17 protein-coding genes are annotated in these 16,599 nt (G+C 60.4%); 5 read left to right on the top strand and 12 right to left on the bottom strand.

Features of this window, described 5'->3' with window-relative positions; genetic code table 11:
- The first annotated feature begins 114 nt into the window (after nt 1–114).
- Complete coding sequence (locus tag QSV77_RS15450; RefSeq protein WP_006310388.1) at nt 115–474, top strand: response regulator; 360 nt, start codon at nt 115–117, stop codon at nt 472–474.
- Nucleotides 475–754: 280 nt separating this feature from the next.
- Nucleotides 755–1,684 (top strand): IS110 family transposase, encoded by a 930-nt coding sequence (locus QSV77_RS15455; RefSeq protein ID WP_302732404.1) that lies wholly within the window; start codon nt 755–757, stop codon nt 1,682–1,684.
- 169 nt (nt 1,685–1,853) lie between these two features.
- Here the strand turns inward: QSV77_RS15455 and QSV77_RS15460 are convergent, their stop codons facing one another.
- The 4 genes from QSV77_RS15460 to argH form a co-directional block, all read right to left on the bottom strand.
- Nucleotides 1,854–4,571, bottom strand: coding sequence for a TIGR02302 family protein (locus QSV77_RS15460; RefSeq protein WP_302734148.1), 2,718 nt, complete (start codon nt 4,569–4,571; stop codon nt 1,854–1,856).
- 175 nt (nt 4,572–4,746) lie between these two features.
- Nucleotides 4,747–6,015, bottom strand: a complete 1,269-nt coding sequence (lysA, locus tag QSV77_RS15465) for a diaminopimelate decarboxylase (protein WP_302734149.1) — start codon at nt 6,013–6,015, stop codon at nt 4,747–4,749.
- Nucleotides 6,016–6,028: 13 nt separating this feature from the next.
- Nucleotides 6,029–6,232 (bottom strand): lipoprotein, encoded by a 204-nt coding sequence (locus QSV77_RS15470; protein WP_003497438.1) that lies wholly within the window; start codon nt 6,230–6,232, stop codon nt 6,029–6,031.
- A 223-nt stretch (nt 6,233–6,455) separates the two neighbouring features.
- Nucleotides 6,456–7,856 carry an argininosuccinate lyase gene (argH, locus tag QSV77_RS15475; RefSeq protein WP_302734150.1) on the bottom strand — a complete coding sequence of 467 codons (1,401 nt, stop codon included), beginning with the start codon at nt 7,854–7,856 and terminating at the stop codon, nt 6,456–6,458.
- Between the two features lie 24 nt (nt 7,857–7,880).
- Between argH and QSV77_RS15480 the strand changes: the two genes are divergently transcribed.
- On the top strand, nt 7,881–8,549 hold the full coding sequence (locus tag QSV77_RS15480; protein ID WP_302734151.1) for a TlpA disulfide reductase family protein: 669 nt from the start codon (nt 7,881–7,883) through the stop codon (nt 8,547–8,549).
- 51 nt (nt 8,550–8,600) lie between these two features.
- Here QSV77_RS15480 and QSV77_RS15485 read toward each other — a convergent pair whose 3' ends face one another.
- The 7 genes from QSV77_RS15485 to QSV77_RS15515 all read right to left on the bottom strand — a co-directional run bounded on the left by QSV77_RS15485 (nt 8,601) and on the right by QSV77_RS15515 (nt 13,917).
- Nucleotides 8,601–9,482 carry a 3-hydroxybutyryl-CoA dehydrogenase gene (locus QSV77_RS15485; RefSeq protein WP_142841483.1) on the bottom strand — a complete coding sequence of 294 codons (882 nt, stop codon included), beginning with the start codon at nt 9,480–9,482 and terminating at the stop codon, nt 8,601–8,603.
- Nucleotides 9,483–9,594: 112 nt separating this feature from the next.
- Nucleotides 9,595–10,524: an electron transfer flavoprotein subunit alpha/FixB family protein gene (locus QSV77_RS15490; protein WP_142841482.1), complete on the bottom strand. Its 930-nt coding sequence runs from the start codon at nt 10,522–10,524 to the stop codon at nt 9,595–9,597.
- Nucleotides 10,525–10,549: 25 nt separating this feature from the next.
- Nucleotides 10,550–11,296: an electron transfer flavoprotein subunit beta/FixA family protein gene (locus tag QSV77_RS15495; RefSeq protein WP_302734152.1), complete on the bottom strand. Its 747-nt coding sequence runs from the start codon at nt 11,294–11,296 to the stop codon at nt 10,550–10,552.
- A gap of 183 nt (nt 11,297–11,479) precedes the next feature.
- A complete protein-coding gene (locus QSV77_RS15500) occupies nt 11,480–12,253 on the bottom strand; it encodes a rhomboid family intramembrane serine protease (RefSeq protein WP_302734153.1) in 774 nt (257 codons plus the stop codon).
- Between the two features lie 35 nt (nt 12,254–12,288).
- Nucleotides 12,289–12,867, bottom strand: a complete 579-nt coding sequence (locus tag QSV77_RS15505) for a cob(I)yrinic acid a,c-diamide adenosyltransferase (protein ID WP_142841480.1) — start codon at nt 12,865–12,867, stop codon at nt 12,289–12,291.
- Between the two features lies 1 nt (nt 12,868).
- Nucleotides 12,869–13,066: a twin transmembrane helix small protein gene (locus QSV77_RS15510; protein WP_142856156.1), complete on the bottom strand. Its 198-nt coding sequence runs from the start codon at nt 13,064–13,066 to the stop codon at nt 12,869–12,871.
- Nucleotides 13,067–13,083: 17 nt separating this feature from the next.
- Entirely contained in the window at nt 13,084–13,917 is an 834-nt protein-coding gene (locus tag QSV77_RS15515) for an SDR family oxidoreductase (RefSeq protein WP_302734154.1), read from the bottom strand.
- 180 nt (nt 13,918–14,097) lie between these two features.
- Between QSV77_RS15515 and QSV77_RS15520 the strand changes: the two genes are divergently transcribed.
- The gene (locus QSV77_RS15520; RefSeq protein ID WP_142841478.1) at nt 14,098–15,015 is read left to right on the top strand and encodes a YihY/virulence factor BrkB family protein; all 918 of its coding nucleotides are present in this window, start codon (nt 14,098–14,100) and stop codon (nt 15,013–15,015) included.
- On the opposite strand, the gene gluQRS is transcribed toward QSV77_RS15520, so the two are convergent.
- Entirely contained in the window at nt 14,983–15,882 is a 900-nt protein-coding gene (gene gluQRS, locus QSV77_RS15525; protein ID WP_302734155.1) for a tRNA glutamyl-Q(34) synthetase GluQRS, read from the bottom strand. The genes QSV77_RS15520 and gluQRS overlap by 33 nt on opposite strands.
- A gap of 54 nt (nt 15,883–15,936) precedes the next feature.
- Between gluQRS and QSV77_RS15530 the strand changes: the two genes are divergently transcribed.
- Nucleotides 15,937–16,584 (top strand): DNA-3-methyladenine glycosylase, encoded by a 648-nt coding sequence (locus QSV77_RS15530; RefSeq protein WP_142841476.1) that lies wholly within the window; start codon nt 15,937–15,939, stop codon nt 16,582–16,584.
- Nucleotides 16,585–16,599: the final 15 nt, after the last annotated feature.

The raw sequence follows: 16,599 nt of genomic DNA on the forward strand, positions 1-16,599 counted from the left end.
GGCGGAGACGCCTCATTAACCATTCACCCAGCCAAGGCCTGGGTGTTTACCTCTTGAAAAGAGGAGCCTGCGATGTTGCTCATGGCTGGAAATGATGCCCAGGAGCAATGATTAATGGCGAAAATTCTGATTACCGAAGACGAGGATGCATTGCGGGCTTTCGTTGCCCGCGCGCTGCGTCTCGACGGTCACGAGACCCATGAGGCGGCTGACGGCGAGCAGGGGCTGGAGAAGCTTCAGGAGACCAGTTTCGATCTTCTTCTTTCGGATATCCGCATGCCGGTCATGGATGGCATCGAGCTGGCGCACCGCGCCGCCGAGAGCTTCCCGGCCATGCGCATTTTGCTGATGACGGGTTATGCCGAGCAGCGTGAACGGGCCGATGATCTGGCGACGAAGATCGTGGATGTGGTGTCCAAACCCTTTGCGCTTCCGGATATTCGCAAAGCCGTGGCGCGGGCGCTGGCGGCCTGAGCGACAGGATTGCAGGGATTGGAAGGGCGGCCTATGGGCCGCCTTTTTTGTTGGTCAGCTCCTGGCTCAGCGTAGCTCCCTACCTCCGTCATTCCGGCCTTGAGCCGGAATCCTGTGTATTGGATTTGTGCTATGTAGAGTGCGGGCGGAAGGCCGTCGGAATCCTGGTCGTTAGAGACCGCCTGCTGGCTTTTGGACCTCCGCCCGCTCTGATAATCCCAACCTGAACAGTTGATGGAGGCCGTGAGCGCGGACCTCGTAGCACAGGATGAGGCTTGCCATGGTACACCCTGTTTACATCGGATGCGACGTCTCAAAGGCACATCTGGATCTTTTCGATGCCGCAACACAAAAAGCCGTCCGCATCGCCAATACCGGCACCGCCATCGATGAATGGCTTGCCACCCTTGATGGACGCGAGGCGCAGGTCGTTCTGGAGGCGACCGGACGTTATGACCGGCTGTTGTGCTCGGCGCTCGAAAGGTGGCGGCGGCCCTATTGTCGGGTCAATCCGGCCAGGGCCCGCGACTTTGCAAGAGCCACCGGCCAGCTTGCCAAAACCGATACCATCGATGCGCGACTTTTGGCGCGCATGGGCGAAACACTTTCACCACCCGTTACGACACCACCCGACCCGGTCCGTCAGCAGCTGGAAAGCCTGCATACAAGGCGTGATCAGCTTGTTGCCATGCGCCAGCAGGAACGTGCGCGCCTTCATACGGCCGATCCGTCGGAGCGCGACAGCATCGCGCGCCACCTCGGCTGGCTCGATACGGAAATCGCCGCGATCGAACAACAGTGCCAGTTGCTTGTACGGACAAATGTGACGCTGAACGAGCAAAGCACCAGACTTCGCTCGATCCCCGGCATCGGCCAGATCACGGCGTTCACCCTGATGGCCCACATGCCGGAACTGGGCGATAGTTCGCCAGGCAGCATGGCGGCGCTTGCAGGCCTTGCCCCCTTCAATGCCGATAGCGGCATTCATCGCGGCCAGCGCCATATCCGCGCCGGACGAAAGCGCGTGCGCGATGCCCTCTATATGGCGGCGCTGGTGGCCTACCGGCTAAAGTCGCCCTTCGCCCGCATGGTTCAAGCCATGCAGGCCAAAGGCAAACCGTTCAAGGTCATGATCATCGCCATCGCCCGCAAACTGCTCGTCATTGCAAATGCCATTCTCAGGGATAAAACCACATTCGAAGCAGCTTAAAACAACATGCATTAATACAGTTGCCAGCCAGCCCAAGTCCTTGGGCTGATAGAACTCTTTCCGCCGCGCAGACGCGCGCCAACTGGATGCCGGATCAAGTCCGGCATGACGGAAACTTTAGCTTCTGAAACAGGATGTAACGAGGCGCACCATTACCTGTGCGCAACCCTCACCGAATATCCAGCAACCGCTCCAGATAACGCCGCTCGATCTCACCCGGCGGGTTGTTGCCGAGTTTTTCGCGGATGGCCTCGAGAATTTCGCGGGCGCGCTGCACGTCGATCTCGTCAGGCACCTTCACCTGGTCGCCGAAATCCGGGCCGGTTGTGCTGCGTGGGCGGCCGAGCGGGTCGCGGCCGTTCTGGCCGCCCTGACCGGCCATGCCTTCCTGCCCTTGGCCCGGTTGTTGGCCCTGCTGGCGCATGGCCTGCATGATCTGGCCCATCATGTCCTGTGCGCCCTGACGCAGCGCGTTTAGCGCATTGCCCTGTCCTTCGACGGCTTGTTCGCCCTGGCCCTTGCCGAGCGCTTCACCGGCGCCCTGCATTTCCTGCTGCGCCTTGCCGAAGTTTTCGCCCGGTTCCATGCCGAGATCGCGAAGACCCTGCTGCAGCTCGCCGAGCTGCTTGCCGAGCGCATCCTGCTGCGCCCGCAGGTTTTTCAGCGCCTCGCGTAGCTGTTCAGCGGTCATCTGGTCGCTCGGCTGTTGTCCACCCTGCTGACCATTTTGACCCTGTTCGCCTTGCTGGCCTTGCTGGCCTTGCTGGCCCTGCTGCGGCGGCTGGCCGTTTTCGCCCATCTGCTGGTCATCTTCGCCTTCGCCGCCCTGCTGGGGGTCGCCGCGCTGCATGCGGTCTCGAAGAGCCTGGTCGAGCTTGAAGGTCTCGTCCATCAGCTTCTGCTGCTGTTGGAGAATTTCGCCCAGCTTGTCGATCTGCTGGCGCATCTTGCTGCTCTGCTGCTGCCCCTGCTGGCCCTGACGTTGGGGGCGGCCAGCCTGCAGATTGTTCATCATGCGCTGCAGCTGCGAAAGCATTTCCTGTGCCGCATCGCGATTGCCGGAGCGCGCAAGGTTCTCGATCTGGTTCATCATGTTTTCCAGATCGCGCTGGCGCAATACGTTCTGCGCCTGTTGATTCATGTTGGTCTGCGGCGCGTTCTGCATGCGCTGCGCAAGCTCGCTCATGAATTGCTGCATGGCCTCGCGCAGCTCCTGCATCAGCTTGGCAACTTCCTCATCCGAGGCATTGCGCTGCAGCGCCTCGGAAAGCGCGGTCTGCGCATCGCGCAGACGCTTTTCCGCCTGCGAAAGATCGCCATCCTCAATGCCGAGCGCGATTTCCCAGAGGTAATCGGCGGTGTTCTTCAGCATTTCGTCATTATAGGCAAGCCGCATGCGGGTCTGCGCCGATTGCAGCAGCAGATAGTGCGTCGTGTTGGGAATGGTCTCTTCCGGCCGCAGGCCCACCGCCTCGTTATAGGCGATTGCCTTCGGCATCTGGCGTGTATCAAGCGAGAAAATCTGCCGCTGTTCGGCAATGGAAGCTGCCAGCGGTTCGGAGAAATTGCGGCCCGGCAGCACCATTTCATGCGCAGGGCTGCGGCCCGTTTGGCCCGCACCGTCGGTTGCCACCAGCGTGATGCGTACACGTTTGCCGGCCATCGGATGTTCGGTCAGGTTGCGGCTGGTCAGGCCCTTGATCTCGCGATTATTCTGTCGCGGCAGGTCCAGCTTGAATTCCGGCGGTGGGTAAAGTGCCGTCGCGCCTTCCGCTACACCGAGTGGCTCGATGATGGCATGGGCTTCCTTCAGCCCATAATCGTCCTTGGCGGTGAAGCCGATTTCCAGCGCACCGTTGACGGCGCGGCGCGGCATGTTGTCGAAGGCGATGCTGGGCGGCTGGTCAGGAATGACGTTGAACACCCATTGTTCGCCATTGGCACTGATCATGCCGCTTTCGGTGACATCCATGGCAAAAGTGCGCGGCGCAATGGGTTGATCCGTCGGGCGTGCCGGCGTCTGAACCGCGACATCGCCGCTGGCGCTGTCGGCGCGTGCAGCTTCGGGTGCAAGCTTCTGCAATGCGCCGGCCATTTCCGGCTCGAAGGTCACTTCCTCACCGCCATCGCCGCCGGTCATGCGGATCGTCAGCCTGGAGGATTGCGGCACTGAAACCGCGTCGCGGCCGCTCGCATCACGTCCGGTCAGGAAAATCGGCGCGCGGCCGGTATAGGCGGGCGGTGTGACCCAGGCATCGAGACGGATATCGGGATTGAGCGGACCAACGGCCGGCCGGCTGCGGAATGCATCTGCAACCGTGCCCGCGCCGTTCGAATAGGAAAAACCGAAGGCGGTGACCAGTAGCAGCGCCGGAACGGCGCGCAGCGCCAGGCGGTCATAACGGGCGATATCGGGTTTCGGCAGGCCGGCATTCAGCGCGGCAATGCGCTCGGCCATGCGGATCTGGTGTTCTTTCCAGAGCGTGCGGGAAAAGGGCGTATCGAAGGCCGGTTCGTCTTCCTGCACGCCAACCGGCTGGTGCGCCATGCCGTTGCGGTCTTCAAGCAGGCGGGAGGCGTCATTGTCGGTTGGCCATTTCAGCCGCAGGATTGGCAGGAGTGTGGCGATGAAACCGAAAACAAGGACAAAAACAATGCCGAGGCGCAGAAAATCCGGCATGTGCCGGTAAAGGCCGAACCAGGCGAGCGCCAGAAACACGGCGGCGATGGACAGCGGCCACAACGTCTTCGGCGCCATTTTTTCGGAAAACAGCACAATTTTCGCGAAGAAGCGCTTGGCTGCAACCCGGCGCGCAAGGTCCGGCCGCTGCGCGAATGCGCCGGTCGGGCGCTTTCTGCCTGTCCTGTCCTCTCCGGCTGTGGTCATCAATCCGTTCTCCCGGTTCTGGCCACGTCGAACGCCATTCCCGGAACGGCGAGCTGTTTATATCACTGGGGCAAGGATAACATTCTTTGTGGCGAAGACGAGGGCGCCTCAGCCCTCACCCCCATTTTTTAGGCAGCTTCGCTCAATTGTGATCAACCAGCCGCATGAAAGACGGTCAGTCGAGCCAGTCAGGTACGGAATCGAGCGCGATCAGTTCCTCATAGGTGCCACGCGGACGAATGACGTGGAACTTGTCACCCTTGACAAGCACTTCCGGCACCAGCAGGCGCGAATTATAGGTGCCGGCCTGTACGGCACCATAGGCGCCGGCGGAACTGACGGCGATCAGATCGCCCGGTTGAGGTGCCGCCATCTCGCGATCCAGCGCCAGATAATCGCCGGTCTCACAGACCGGGCCGACAATATCGGCCTTGATGCGTGGCGTGTCCTCGGCCGGCTGCACCACCGGGCGGATGCCGTGATAGGCCTCGTAAAGCGTGGGGCGGATGAGATCGTTCATGGCGCCATCGACGATGACGAAGGTCTTGTCACCGCCATCCTTTACATAGATGACTTCCGTCACCAGAATGCCGGCATTGCCGACGATCAGGCGTCCGGGCTCGGTGACGATCTTGCAGTTGAGGCTTTTCAACTCGTTTTTGACGATATGCGCATAGGCATCCGGCAGCGGTGGCGGATTGTTATCCTCGCGATAGGGAATGCCAAGACCACCGCCAATATCGACGTGGCTGATAGCATGGCCATCCCCGCGCAGCACTTCCACGAGTTCGCGCAGCAAGCGGAAGGCATCCTCGAAGGGCTGCAATTCGGTGATCTGGCTGCCGATATGCATGTCGATGCCGGTGACTTCGATGCCGGGCAAAGTGGCGGCATGGGCGTAGACCGCCCGTGCCCGCTCATAGGAAATGCCGAACTTGTTTTCCTTCTTGCCGGTGGAAATCTTCGCGTGGGTGCGCGCATCCACATCCGGGTTGATGCGGAAGGAGACATGCGCCCGCTTGCCCACTTTCACCGCGCGCAGGTTGAGGACTTCCAGTTCCGGCTCGGATTCGATGTTGAAACAGTAGATGCCCGCTTCCAGCGCGTAATCCATTTCCGCCACCGTCTTGCCGACGCCGGAGAACATGATGCGGCTTGCCGGCACGCCGGCTGCGAGCGCGCGGCGCAATTCGCCGCCGGAAACGACGTCGATACCAGCGCCGAGCTTTGCCAGCGTTTTCAGCACCGCCTGGTTGGAATTGGCCTTCATGGCATAACAGACCATGGCGTCCACATCGGCAAACGCGCCTGAGAACACCTTGTAGTGGCGCTCCAGCGTCGCGGTCGAATAGACATAGAACGGCGTGCCGACCGCCTTGGCGATCTCGGGCACGGGCACGTTTTCGGCGTGCAGTACGCCGTCGATATAGCCAAAATGGTTCACGGCTTTTTACCCGTCAGAGAAGCTTGTCGAGGATGAACGGGCGTTCCGCCGTTGCCGGCTTCGTCTCCGTTCCGTCGGCATTGCGCTTGTTGCGCATTTCGACCGGCGTGCTCGGCGGATCGATGTCGCCCTTACGCCCGCAGGCGCTGAGAACAAGGCTGACAGCGAGTGTCATGCCGATGGGAACGATGAGTTTACGCGCGGTTTTTGAAAGCATGAGCCTGTCCAAAGGAAATATGTGCCTCTCTGATAACGAAAAACAGGGCGCTTGTGCACCCTTAGACTGGGGCAAAGCGAGAAAATCTCTCCTCCGTCGTGCCGGACTTGATCCGGCATCCAGCCACGGCGCGTCTGCGACGTGAAAAGACTCTTCTGCGATCAAAGACTTGATCGCACTGGACCCCGGATCAAGTCCGGGGTGACGACGTCAAATCGGTTTATCAGTTGCGTCCACGCCACCAGGCGATCTGCTTCTTCACTTCGGAAGGCGCCGTGCCGCCGAAGCTGGTGCGGCTGGCGACCGATGCTTCCACCGAAAGAACGTCGAAAACACCCTTGGTGATATCAGGGTGGATGGCCTGCAACTCTTTCAGCGACAGATCGGCAAGATCGCAGCCCTTCTTTTCCGCCAGCGCCACGGCATTGCCGGTCACATGGTGGGCATCGCGGAAGGGCAGGCCCGCTTCGCGCACCAGCCAGTCAGCAAGATCGGTGGCGGTGGAGTAACCCGAACCGGCGGCAGCGCGCATGCGGTCCTTGCGCACTTCTAGGTCGCGGATCATGCCGGTCATGGCGGCAATCGCCAGTTCCAGGCTCTCGGCGGCATCGAAAACCTGTTCCTTGTCTTCCTGCATGTCCTTGGAATAGGCAAGCGGCAGGCCCTTCATGACCGTCAGAAGCGCTACCAGCGAACCGTTGATGCGGCCGGTCTTGGCGCGCACCAATTCGGCGGCGTCGGGGTTCTTCTTCTGCGGCATGATCGACGAGCCAGTCGAGAAGGCATCCGACAGCCGGATGAAGCCGAATTGCGGCGTCGACCAGATGACGATTTCTTCGGCGAGACGCGACAGATGCGTGGCGCAGATGGAAGCGATCGACAGGAATTCCAGCGCGAAATCGCGGTCGGATACGGTATCGATGGAGTTGCGGGTCGGCTCGCGGAAACCAAGCGCCTTCGCCGTCATATGACGGTCGATCGGGTAGCCGGTGCCGGCAAGCGCTGCGGCGCCGATCGGGCTTTCGTCCAGATGTTCGATGGCATGGCGCACGCGGGCGCGGTCACGGCCGAACATTTCCACATAAGCCATGCAATGATGGCCGAAGGTCACCGGCTGCGCCGTCTGCAAATGGGTGAAGCCCGGCATGACCGTATCGGCATTTTCTTCGGCGCGATCGAGGAAGGCGGCGATGAGCGCGGTCAACATGCCTTCCGTCTTCTGCAGTTCTTCCTTCACCCACAGGCGGAAATCGAGCGCCACTTGGTCGTTGCGCGAACGTGCGGTGTGCAGGCGGCCGGCTGCCGTGCCGATGAGGGTCGCCAGGCGCGCTTCGATGTTCATGTGAATATCTTCGAGCTTGCGCGAAAATTCGAAGGTGCCGGCTTCGATTTCTGACAGGATCGTGTTCAGACCCTCGATGATCTTGTCTTTATCATCAGGCGAAATAATGCCTTTAGATGCCAGCATGGTGGCATGCGCCATAGAGCCGCGGATGTCCTGGGCATAAAGCTTCTTGTCGAAGCCGATGGAGGCATTTATTTCTTCCATGATGGCTGATGGACCGGAGGCAAAACGCCCGCCCCACATCTGGTTGGAGGATTTCTGATCTGTGCCGTCAGCCATGTTCGCAGTGCCCTGGAGTATTCGATGACAGAAAAAAGGCCGTTCAGGCTTCCTTCCGCCAGATTGGTTGCAATTGCTGCCGTTGCCGGTGTCGTGTTTGGCGCGGGCGCGGTCTGGTTCAGGCATATTGGGTCTGAGAGCCCGGTTCAAGGGGCAGCGGTCGCTGACGCCGGTTTATGTGAGGGTGCCGCAAACCGCATCGCCTCGCTGAAACCCTTTCTGAAGGGCCAGGTGGCCGCCATGTCGGCCGCGGATAGACCGCGTGTCGTCCCGCTGTCCTTCAAGGGGCCGGAAGCGCAGGATATGACGCTCACCGATCTCAAGGGCAAGGCTGTCCTTCTCAACCTCTGGGCCACATGGTGTGTACCATGCCGGGAGGAAATGCCGGCGCTGAATGCGCTGGAGAAGGAAAAGGGCGGCAATTATTTCGAGGTGGTCACCGTCAATATCGACATCGGCGCGGACGAGAAGCCGAAAGCCTTCATGGACGAATACAAGATCGATGCGCTGAAGCTTTACCGCGACAGTTCCATGGGCGTTTTCAACACGCTGAAAAAGGAAGGCCTCGCCTTCGGCCTGCCAGCCACCATGCTGCTCGACGAAAACGGCTGTCTGCTCGCGGCGATGAATGGTCCGGCGGCGTGGGATAGCGAAGATGCCAAGGCGCTGGTATCTGCGGTGAAGGCCAGATAATTTTTCCGGTCGCGCGGGAGGGTGCTTCCTCCCGCAGCTGATCCTTACGCCTCAGCGCGTCGGAACCGGCGTCTCGCCGCGATAGTCGTAAAAACCACGGCCGGATTTGCGGCCGAGCCAGCCGGCCTCGACATATTTTACCAGCAGCGGGCAGGGGCGGTATTTGCTGTCGGCCAGCCCGTCATGCAGCACCTGCATGATCGACAAACAGGTGTCGAGACCGATGAAGTCGGCAAGTTGCAGCGGTCCCATCGGGTGGTTGGCGCCAAGCCGCATGGCGGTGTCGATGGCTTCCACCGAACCGACGCCTTCATAAAGCGTATAGATCGCCTCGTTGATCATCGGCAGCAGGATGCGGTTGACGATGAAGGCCGGGAAATCCTCGGCGACGGTGATCGCCTTTTCCAGTGTGCGGACATAATCCTTGGCCGCGTCGAAGGTCTTTTCGTTGGTGGCGATGCCGCGCACCAGTTCTACGAGCTTCATGACGGGCACCGGGTTCATGAAGTGAATGCCCATGAACTGTTCGGGCCGGTCGGTCGCAGATGCAAGACGGGTGATGGAAAGCGACGAGGTATTCGTGGCGAGCAGCGCTTCCGGCTTCAGGACCGGGCAGACCTGCGCATAAATCTTGCGCTTGATCTCCTCGTTCTCGGTCGCGGCCTCAATGACGATATCCATCGGTGCGAGATCGTTTATATCCGTCGATCCACTGATCAGGGCCAGCGCCTGCTTGCGGGCGTCGTCGGAAAGCTTGCCGTTGGTGACCTGGCGGGCAAGGTTGCCATTGATCGTGGCAAGGCCGGCTTCGATGCCATCCTTGGAGAGATCGTAGATATGAACCTTGTAGCCTGCCAAGGCGGAAACATGCGCGATGCCGCACCCCATCTGACCGGCTCCGATGACACCGATATTCTTAAAGGGGGCGGTCATATGCTGTTCTCCTGTGGCTGGTCTGCGTCATTGTCGGCGATGTTACGCATATCGCCGGAAAAGAGAAGGCGGCGCGTTCAAAAAACGCGCCGCCTTGCTTGGCTGGTTAAAATCAAAGCGCCTTTTGCAATTCTGGAAGCGCCTCGAACAGATCGGCGACGAGGCCGTAATCGGCAACCTGGAAAATCGGTGCCTCTTCGTCCTTGTTGATGGCGACGATGACCTTCGAGTCCTTCATGCCGGCCAGATGCTGGATGGCGCCCGAAATGCCGGCGGCGATGTAAAGCTGCGGCGCAACCACCTTGCCGGTCTGGCCGACCTGCCAGTCGTTGGGTGCATAACCGGCATCCACTGCGGCGCGGCTTGCGCCGACGGCGGCCCCCAGCTTGTCGGCAACGGGAAGAATGACTTCCTTGAACTTTTCCGAGGAGCCAAGTGCGCGGCCACCCGAGATGATGATCTTCGCAGATGTCAGTTCCGGACGGTCGGACGACGCCAGGGCGTCGGAAACGAAGCTGGAGAGGCCGGGGTTTTCGGCAGCACCGATGGTTTCAACCGCTGCCGAACCGCCTTCCGCTGCTGCCGCAAAAGCGGTCGGGCGCACGGTGATGACCTTCTTGGCGTCGGTTGCCTGCACGGTCTGGATGGCGTTGCCGGCATAGATCGGACGCTTGAAGGTATCCGGGCTGACGACCTCGATGATTTCCGAAACCTGCGCGACGTCGAGAAGCGCTGCCACACGCGGCAATACGTTCTTGGCAGATGCGGTGGCTGGTGCGAGGATCACATCATAGGACGGTGCGAGCGAGATGATCAGCGCCGCCAGCGGCTCTGCCAGCGAATTGGCATAGGAGGCGTCGTCGGCAAGGAGCACCTTGGAAACGCCGGACAGTTTCGCAGCCGCATCGGCAGCGCCCTTCGCGCCGGAGCCGGCGACCAGCACGTGGACATCGCCACCGATCTGGGTTGCTGCCGTCAGCGTCTTTGCCGTCAGGTCGGAAAGGGTTGCGTTGTCGTGTTCTGCCAGAAGAAGAATGGCCATGAGAATATCTCCCTTTTCCTAAACCTTAGAGGACGCCGTCGGCTTTGAGCTTTTCGACCAGCTCGGCAACCGAACCGACCTTGATGCCGGCCTTGCGGCCTGCCGGCTCCTCGGTCTTCAGCACCTTGAGGCGCGGCGAAACATCGACGCCGAAATCGGCCGGAGCCTTTTTATCGAGCGGCTTCTTCTTAGCCTTCATGATGTTTGGCAGCGAGGCATAACGCGGCTCGTTCAGGCGAAGATCGGTGGTGACAACGGCGGGAAGCTTCAGTTCAACGGTCTGCAGGCCGCCATCAACTTCGCGGGTGACCGCAACCTTGCCGTCGGAAGGCTCGACCTTCGAGGCAAACGTGCCCTGGCCCCAGCCGAGAAGCGCTGCGAGCATCTGGCCGGTCTGGTTCGAATCGTCGTCGATCGCCTGCTTGCCGACGATGACGAGACCGGGCTGTTCAGCCTCTGCCACGCCCTTCAGAAGCTTGGCAACGGCAAGCGGCTCTACCGTTTCGTCGGTCTCAATCAGGACGGCGCGGTCTGCACCCATGGCAAGCGCCGTGCGCAGCGTTTCTTCCGCCTTGGCCGGGCCGATGGAAACGACCACAACCTCTTCGGCCTTGCCGGCTTCCTTCAGACGAAGCGCCTCTTCCACCGAGATTTCGTCGAACGGGTTCATCGACATCTTCACATTGGCAAGCTCAACGCCAGAACCATCCGATTTCACGCGGATCTTCACGTTGTAATCGACGACTCGTTTAACGGGGACAAGGATTTTCATCGGCGGCTTTCCTCAAACTCCTGTCCGCTTGGTGAATAGACCGCGCGGACCTCCAAAAACAGGTTGGCGACATGGATAAGCATTTTTCCCGCAAATACAACGGAGCAATGTTCATTATCACATGCACGTAAGGCATATCTTACGTTGACGTTAACGTAAATACTTTATCTCTTCCGAACGGGCTTATCCGCCCCCGTCATAGCCCCGTTCGATTTGCGACAACCCTGCCGTTTGCGACGGATTCTTGAACTGCGCCGCCCTCGGCGGAACAATGGTGCGGTCGAACAGCGGAACATCCGGCCTGCGCATGAAAAGCACCAGGACGGCGCCTGCCAATATGCCGCCCACATGGGCGCCCCAGGAGACATTTTCTTCCAGCCCGAGCGCCAGCATCAGGAACTGCTGGCCAATCCACAGCGCCAGCGGAATGAAGGCGGGCAGGGGCAGCGGAATACGCATGAAGACTAGCACCCAGACGCGCACTTTCGGATGCAGCAGGAAATACGCCGCGACGACACCGGAAACCGCACCCGACGCGCCGATCAGCGGTCCTTCCGACATGGGGCCGACAAAACCGTGCAGCAGCGCACCGGCGATGGCGCAGGCGAGATAGAAGATCAGGAACCGGAAATGGCCAAGCGCGTCCTCGACATTGTCGCCGAAGACCCAGAGAAACAGCATGTTGCCGGCCAGATGCCAGAAATCGAGGTGCAGGAACGCATAGGTGACGACAGTCAGGTCATCAGGCACCACCTGCAGGGCCGGCTCCAGATAGGCATAATCGAACACCACTGCCGGAATGAAGCCGAGGCCAAGTGCGGCGGCATTGGCCTCCGTGTCACTGGCAAGCACGCCGGTAAACAGCCAGACCAGCACATTGACGACGATCAGGCCGATCGTGACATATTGCAGCCGGATGTGTTTCAGGGAATTCGCGTCGTGCAGCGGTATGAACATCGAATGCCCTTTGGTTGCGCGATTGTCTCAGGTTTTCAGCGGTTCTTGCCGGGAACCCATAAAATGTCGGCCTTGCCCGTATCATTGGCGAAACGCGCTGCGACGAACAGGAAGTCGGACAGGCGGTTGGCGTATTTGATGGCCGCCGGGCTGACGATCTCGTTCTCCGTGACTGAAAGGGCCACCATCAGCCTTTCCGCACGGCGGCAGATCGTGCGCGCCATATGCAGATTGGCCGCTGCGGCACTGCCACCCGGCAGCACGAAAGATGTCAGCGGTTCGAGCGTCGCGTTGAGTTCGTCGATTTCGTTTTCGAGCCGGGTAACCTGGCTTTCGACGATGCGCAGCGGTTCGTAGGACAGCGGCTCGCCGCTGTCAGGCGTGGCGAGGTCGGCGCCGAGATCGAAGAGGTCGTTCTGGATGCGAAACAGCATGGCATCAAGCTTTTCCAGCCCGCTCGTATGCAGCCGCACCATGCCTATGGCCGAATTGGTCTCGTCCACCGTGCCATAGGCCTCGACGCGCAGATCGTGCTTCAGGCGGCGCGGGCCGGAAACCAGCGCCGTCGTGCCCTTGTCGCCAGTGCGCGTGTAGATCTTGTTCAATTTCACCATGTCAGCGGCCGCCGCCGGTGAGCCAGAGTGTCAGCATGATCAGTGCAATGGCGATGGCCTGTAACAGCAGACGAAGCTGCATCAGCTTGTTGGAACGGTTGGCGTCCTGTCCCTTCAGCATGTTGAAAAGGCCACGTATCAGCACGATGACGACAAGGCCCATGACGATAAGGGCCAGAACACTGGTGAAGCCGGACATTTAGGGGTTACTCCTCCTCAATCGAATCTGCGCAGCAGACGATAGAACAGTCCGGCAGGCAAGAGCCGTTTCAGCAACAGACCCTGTTTGGCTGGAACGGTGACGGGATAATGCGGTTTTGGTTTCGCGGCGGTAAGCGCATGTTTCAGCACGGCATAAACGGCCTCGGGGCCAAGCTTGTGGCGGTTGACGGGGCCTGAGCCATCCATGCGCGCCAGCTGACGTTTATATTCCACCGCATGGGCTGAATTTTCGAGATCGATCTTGTCCCTGACATGGGCAAGCGCCGTCGTGGTGAATTTCGAGGTGATTGGACCGGGTTCGATCAGGCTCACATGGATGCCACTGCCCTGAAGTTCCATGCGCAGGGTGACGCCCAGCCCTTCGATCGCGAATTTCGAGGCGGTGTAGGCGCCACGATACCGATAGGGTACGAGGCCGAGAATGGAGGAGCAATACACGATACGGCCTGAACCACGCTTGCGCATGAAGGGAATGACCCGTCGTGTGAGATCGTGCCAGCCGAAGACATTGGTTTCGAACTGTGCCCGCAGCGCCTCCACCGGCAGATCTTCCACCGCACCGGGCTGGCCATAGGCACCGTTGTTGAACAGGGCGTCGATGCGGCCGCCGGTCCGGGCTGCGACGGTATCCACCAGCGCGGCAATGGTCTCGGGTTTGGTGTAGTCCATGATCAGGGTTTCGATACCCTGGTTTTCAAGCGCCGCCATGTCGACGATGCGGCGCACGGTGGCAAAGACCCGCCAGCCGTCCCGCTGGAGTGCGCCGGCGCAATAAGCGCCGATGCCCGAGGAACATCCGGTGATGATGATGACGGGTTTTTCAGACATCTGCCGCTCCGGAAAGCCGAATGGTGTTCTGGCCCGATGGTCCGGCCCGTGAAAATTGAATTGCGCAAAATTCGTGCCCCGGCGGGAACCGAAAGACGGGTTTGCGCGCTGTACAAAGCAAAGCTGATTTCCCATATTCGGCTCGAAGTTACAAATGAAATGCCGATGAATGGAGGTGACATGGTTGCCGCAGTGCGCCTGGCAGGCAAGGTTGCCTTCGATGCCTATTCCCATTTCGCCGAGGACGACGGCTGGGCGATGGCGAGCCATATGGCGCTGTCCATTCTTCTGGCGCTTTTCCCGTTCCTGATCTTCGGCACGGCTCTGGCCGGTTTTCTGGGCGCTGACCAGTTTTCCGAAACGGCGGTGCATCTGATTTTCGACACCTGGCCGGAAGCGATTGCCGGGCCGCTTGCGGCGCAGGTGCAACAGGTGCTGACGATTCCACGCGGCGGACTGCTGACGATCTCGGTGCTGGCAGCCGCCTATTTTGCCTCCAATGGCGTCGAGGCGCTGAGAATTTCGCTGAACCGCGCCTATCGCGTCACCGAAACACGCTGGTGGTACATTACCCGCCTGCTCAGCCTGCTTTATGTGCTGATTGCGGTGGTGGTCTTTACCGGCATCAGCATCGTGCTCGTCGCCGTGCCGGTCGCAACCTCCTTCGCCGAAGAGCGGTTTCCATGGCTGACGGATGTACTGAACACCATTTCCAACCTCGGTCTTTACGGCACCATCGTCGTGCTGACGGCGGGGCTGGTGGCCGCGCATCTGTGGCTTCCTGCCGGCAAGCGACGCATCTGGGACGTCTGGCCCGGCATTTTGCTGACGATGATCTTCTGGGTCATCGGTGCGGCAATCTTTGCCTACTACCTCTCCACCTTCGCCAATTATGCCGCGACCTATGCGGGTCTCGCCTCTGTCATGGTGGTGCTGGTTTTTCTTTATATGGTCGGCGTCATCTTCATGCTGGGTGCGGAGGTCAATGCCGCACTCATGAAATACAAGGTGCGGCAGATCATCCGCCGTAATATCGGCGGCAACGGTGCTCGCCGCGAGCGGGCGCTAGAGGAGGCCGACAAACCGGCGGATATCTGAGGGCGTCGCCCCTTCGGCGCGAAGGGCGGAAAGCCCGGTGCTGCCTTCGCTTTTCGAAAGCTTGCGCCCGTCCGCGCCCAAAATCAGCCGGTGATGGTGATAGATGGGCTGCGGCAGGTCCAGCAGGTGTTGCAGCAGCCGGTGAATGGCAGTTGCATGGAACAGATCCATGCCGCGCACCACATGGGTTATGCCCTGCAGCGCATCATCCACCACAACGGAAAGATGATAGCTCGAAGGCGCGTCGGAACGCGACAGCACCACATCACCCCAGAGTGTCGGCTGGGCCTCGATTTTCCCCGTCTCGCCATCGCCGCTCTCCTGCCAGAACAGGGGGCTGCCGGCGGCGCGGATCGCTTTTTCCATATCAAGCCGCCAGGCATGTTGCTGACCGGAGGCGAGGAGTTTTGTCCGTTCCGCCTCGGGCCTTTCGCGGTCCATCGATGGATAGAGCGGCGCGCCATCCGGATCGCGCGGCCAGAGCCCGCCATCGGCCTCGAAGGCTTTGACGATCGCCTTGGTTTCTCCACGGCTCAGAAAGGCAGGATAGGCAAGGCCCGCGTCGATCAGCCTGTCCAGCGCCACGCGATACGCATCGAAATGATCCGATTGACGCCGGACAGGGTTTTCCCAGGCTAGCTCCAGCCAGCCGAGATCGTCATAGATCGCCTGCTCCAATTCCGGTGTGCAGCGCTTCTGGTCGATATCTTCGATGCGCAGCAGAAAGCGGCCGCCATTGCCCCGCGCCATATCATGGTTCAGGAAGGCGGAAAGCGCATGGCCGAGATGCAGCAGGCCGTTGGGGCTGGGCGCAAATCGGTAAACCGGTTTTTGACGGAGAGGCGAAGGCATGGTTTCTTCTGCCATGTTTTAAAGCACCCCGCCAGCCGGCTGCGTGTGGGACGGATACGGAATGCGAAGATGAAAATCATTACCAGAATGGATGATATCAACGAAGGGCTGGAGCATCTTGCCCGCCTCGATCCCGCGCTCAGCCTCGTCATCGAAAAAGCCGGCCCGCTGGAGCTGCGCATTCATGAGCCCGGCTTTGCCGGCCTTGCCCACATCATCGTCTCGCAGATGGTGTCGCGCGCCAGCGCCAATGCCATCTGGGCGCGAATCCTTGCCGGCACCGATGGCGTGGTTACGGCGGAAAATTATCTCGCCGCACCGGAGGAGTTGCGCGCCACCTTTGGCCTTTCCCGTGCCAAGGCAACGACGCTGGAAGGGCTGGCGCGTGCCGTTACGGAAGGGCAGGTCGATCTGGACGGCGTAGTGCGCAAGGAGCCGGGAACTGCCCTTTCCGAGCTGGTCGCGCTCCGTGGTATCGGCCCATGGACGGCGGAGGTCTATCTGATGTTCTGCGGCGGACATCCGGATATCTTTCCGGTGGGGGATGTGGCGCTGAGATCGGCAGTGGCGCATGCGCTTGATCTGGAAGTGAGGCCGGAAGCGAAATGGCTGGCGGAGCGGGCGACACTCTGGTCGCCGTGGCGCTCCGTGGCCGCCCGGCTTTTCTGGGGTTATTATGCCAATATCATGCGTCGCGCGATGGTGCCGCTGCCATAAGCGAGCTGCGTGAGG

Origin of the sequence: Agrobacterium sp. V1 (genome assembly GCF_030518355.1) — a bacterium.
Taxonomy (GTDB): domain Bacteria; phylum Pseudomonadota; class Alphaproteobacteria; order Rhizobiales; family Rhizobiaceae; genus Agrobacterium; species Agrobacterium cucumeris.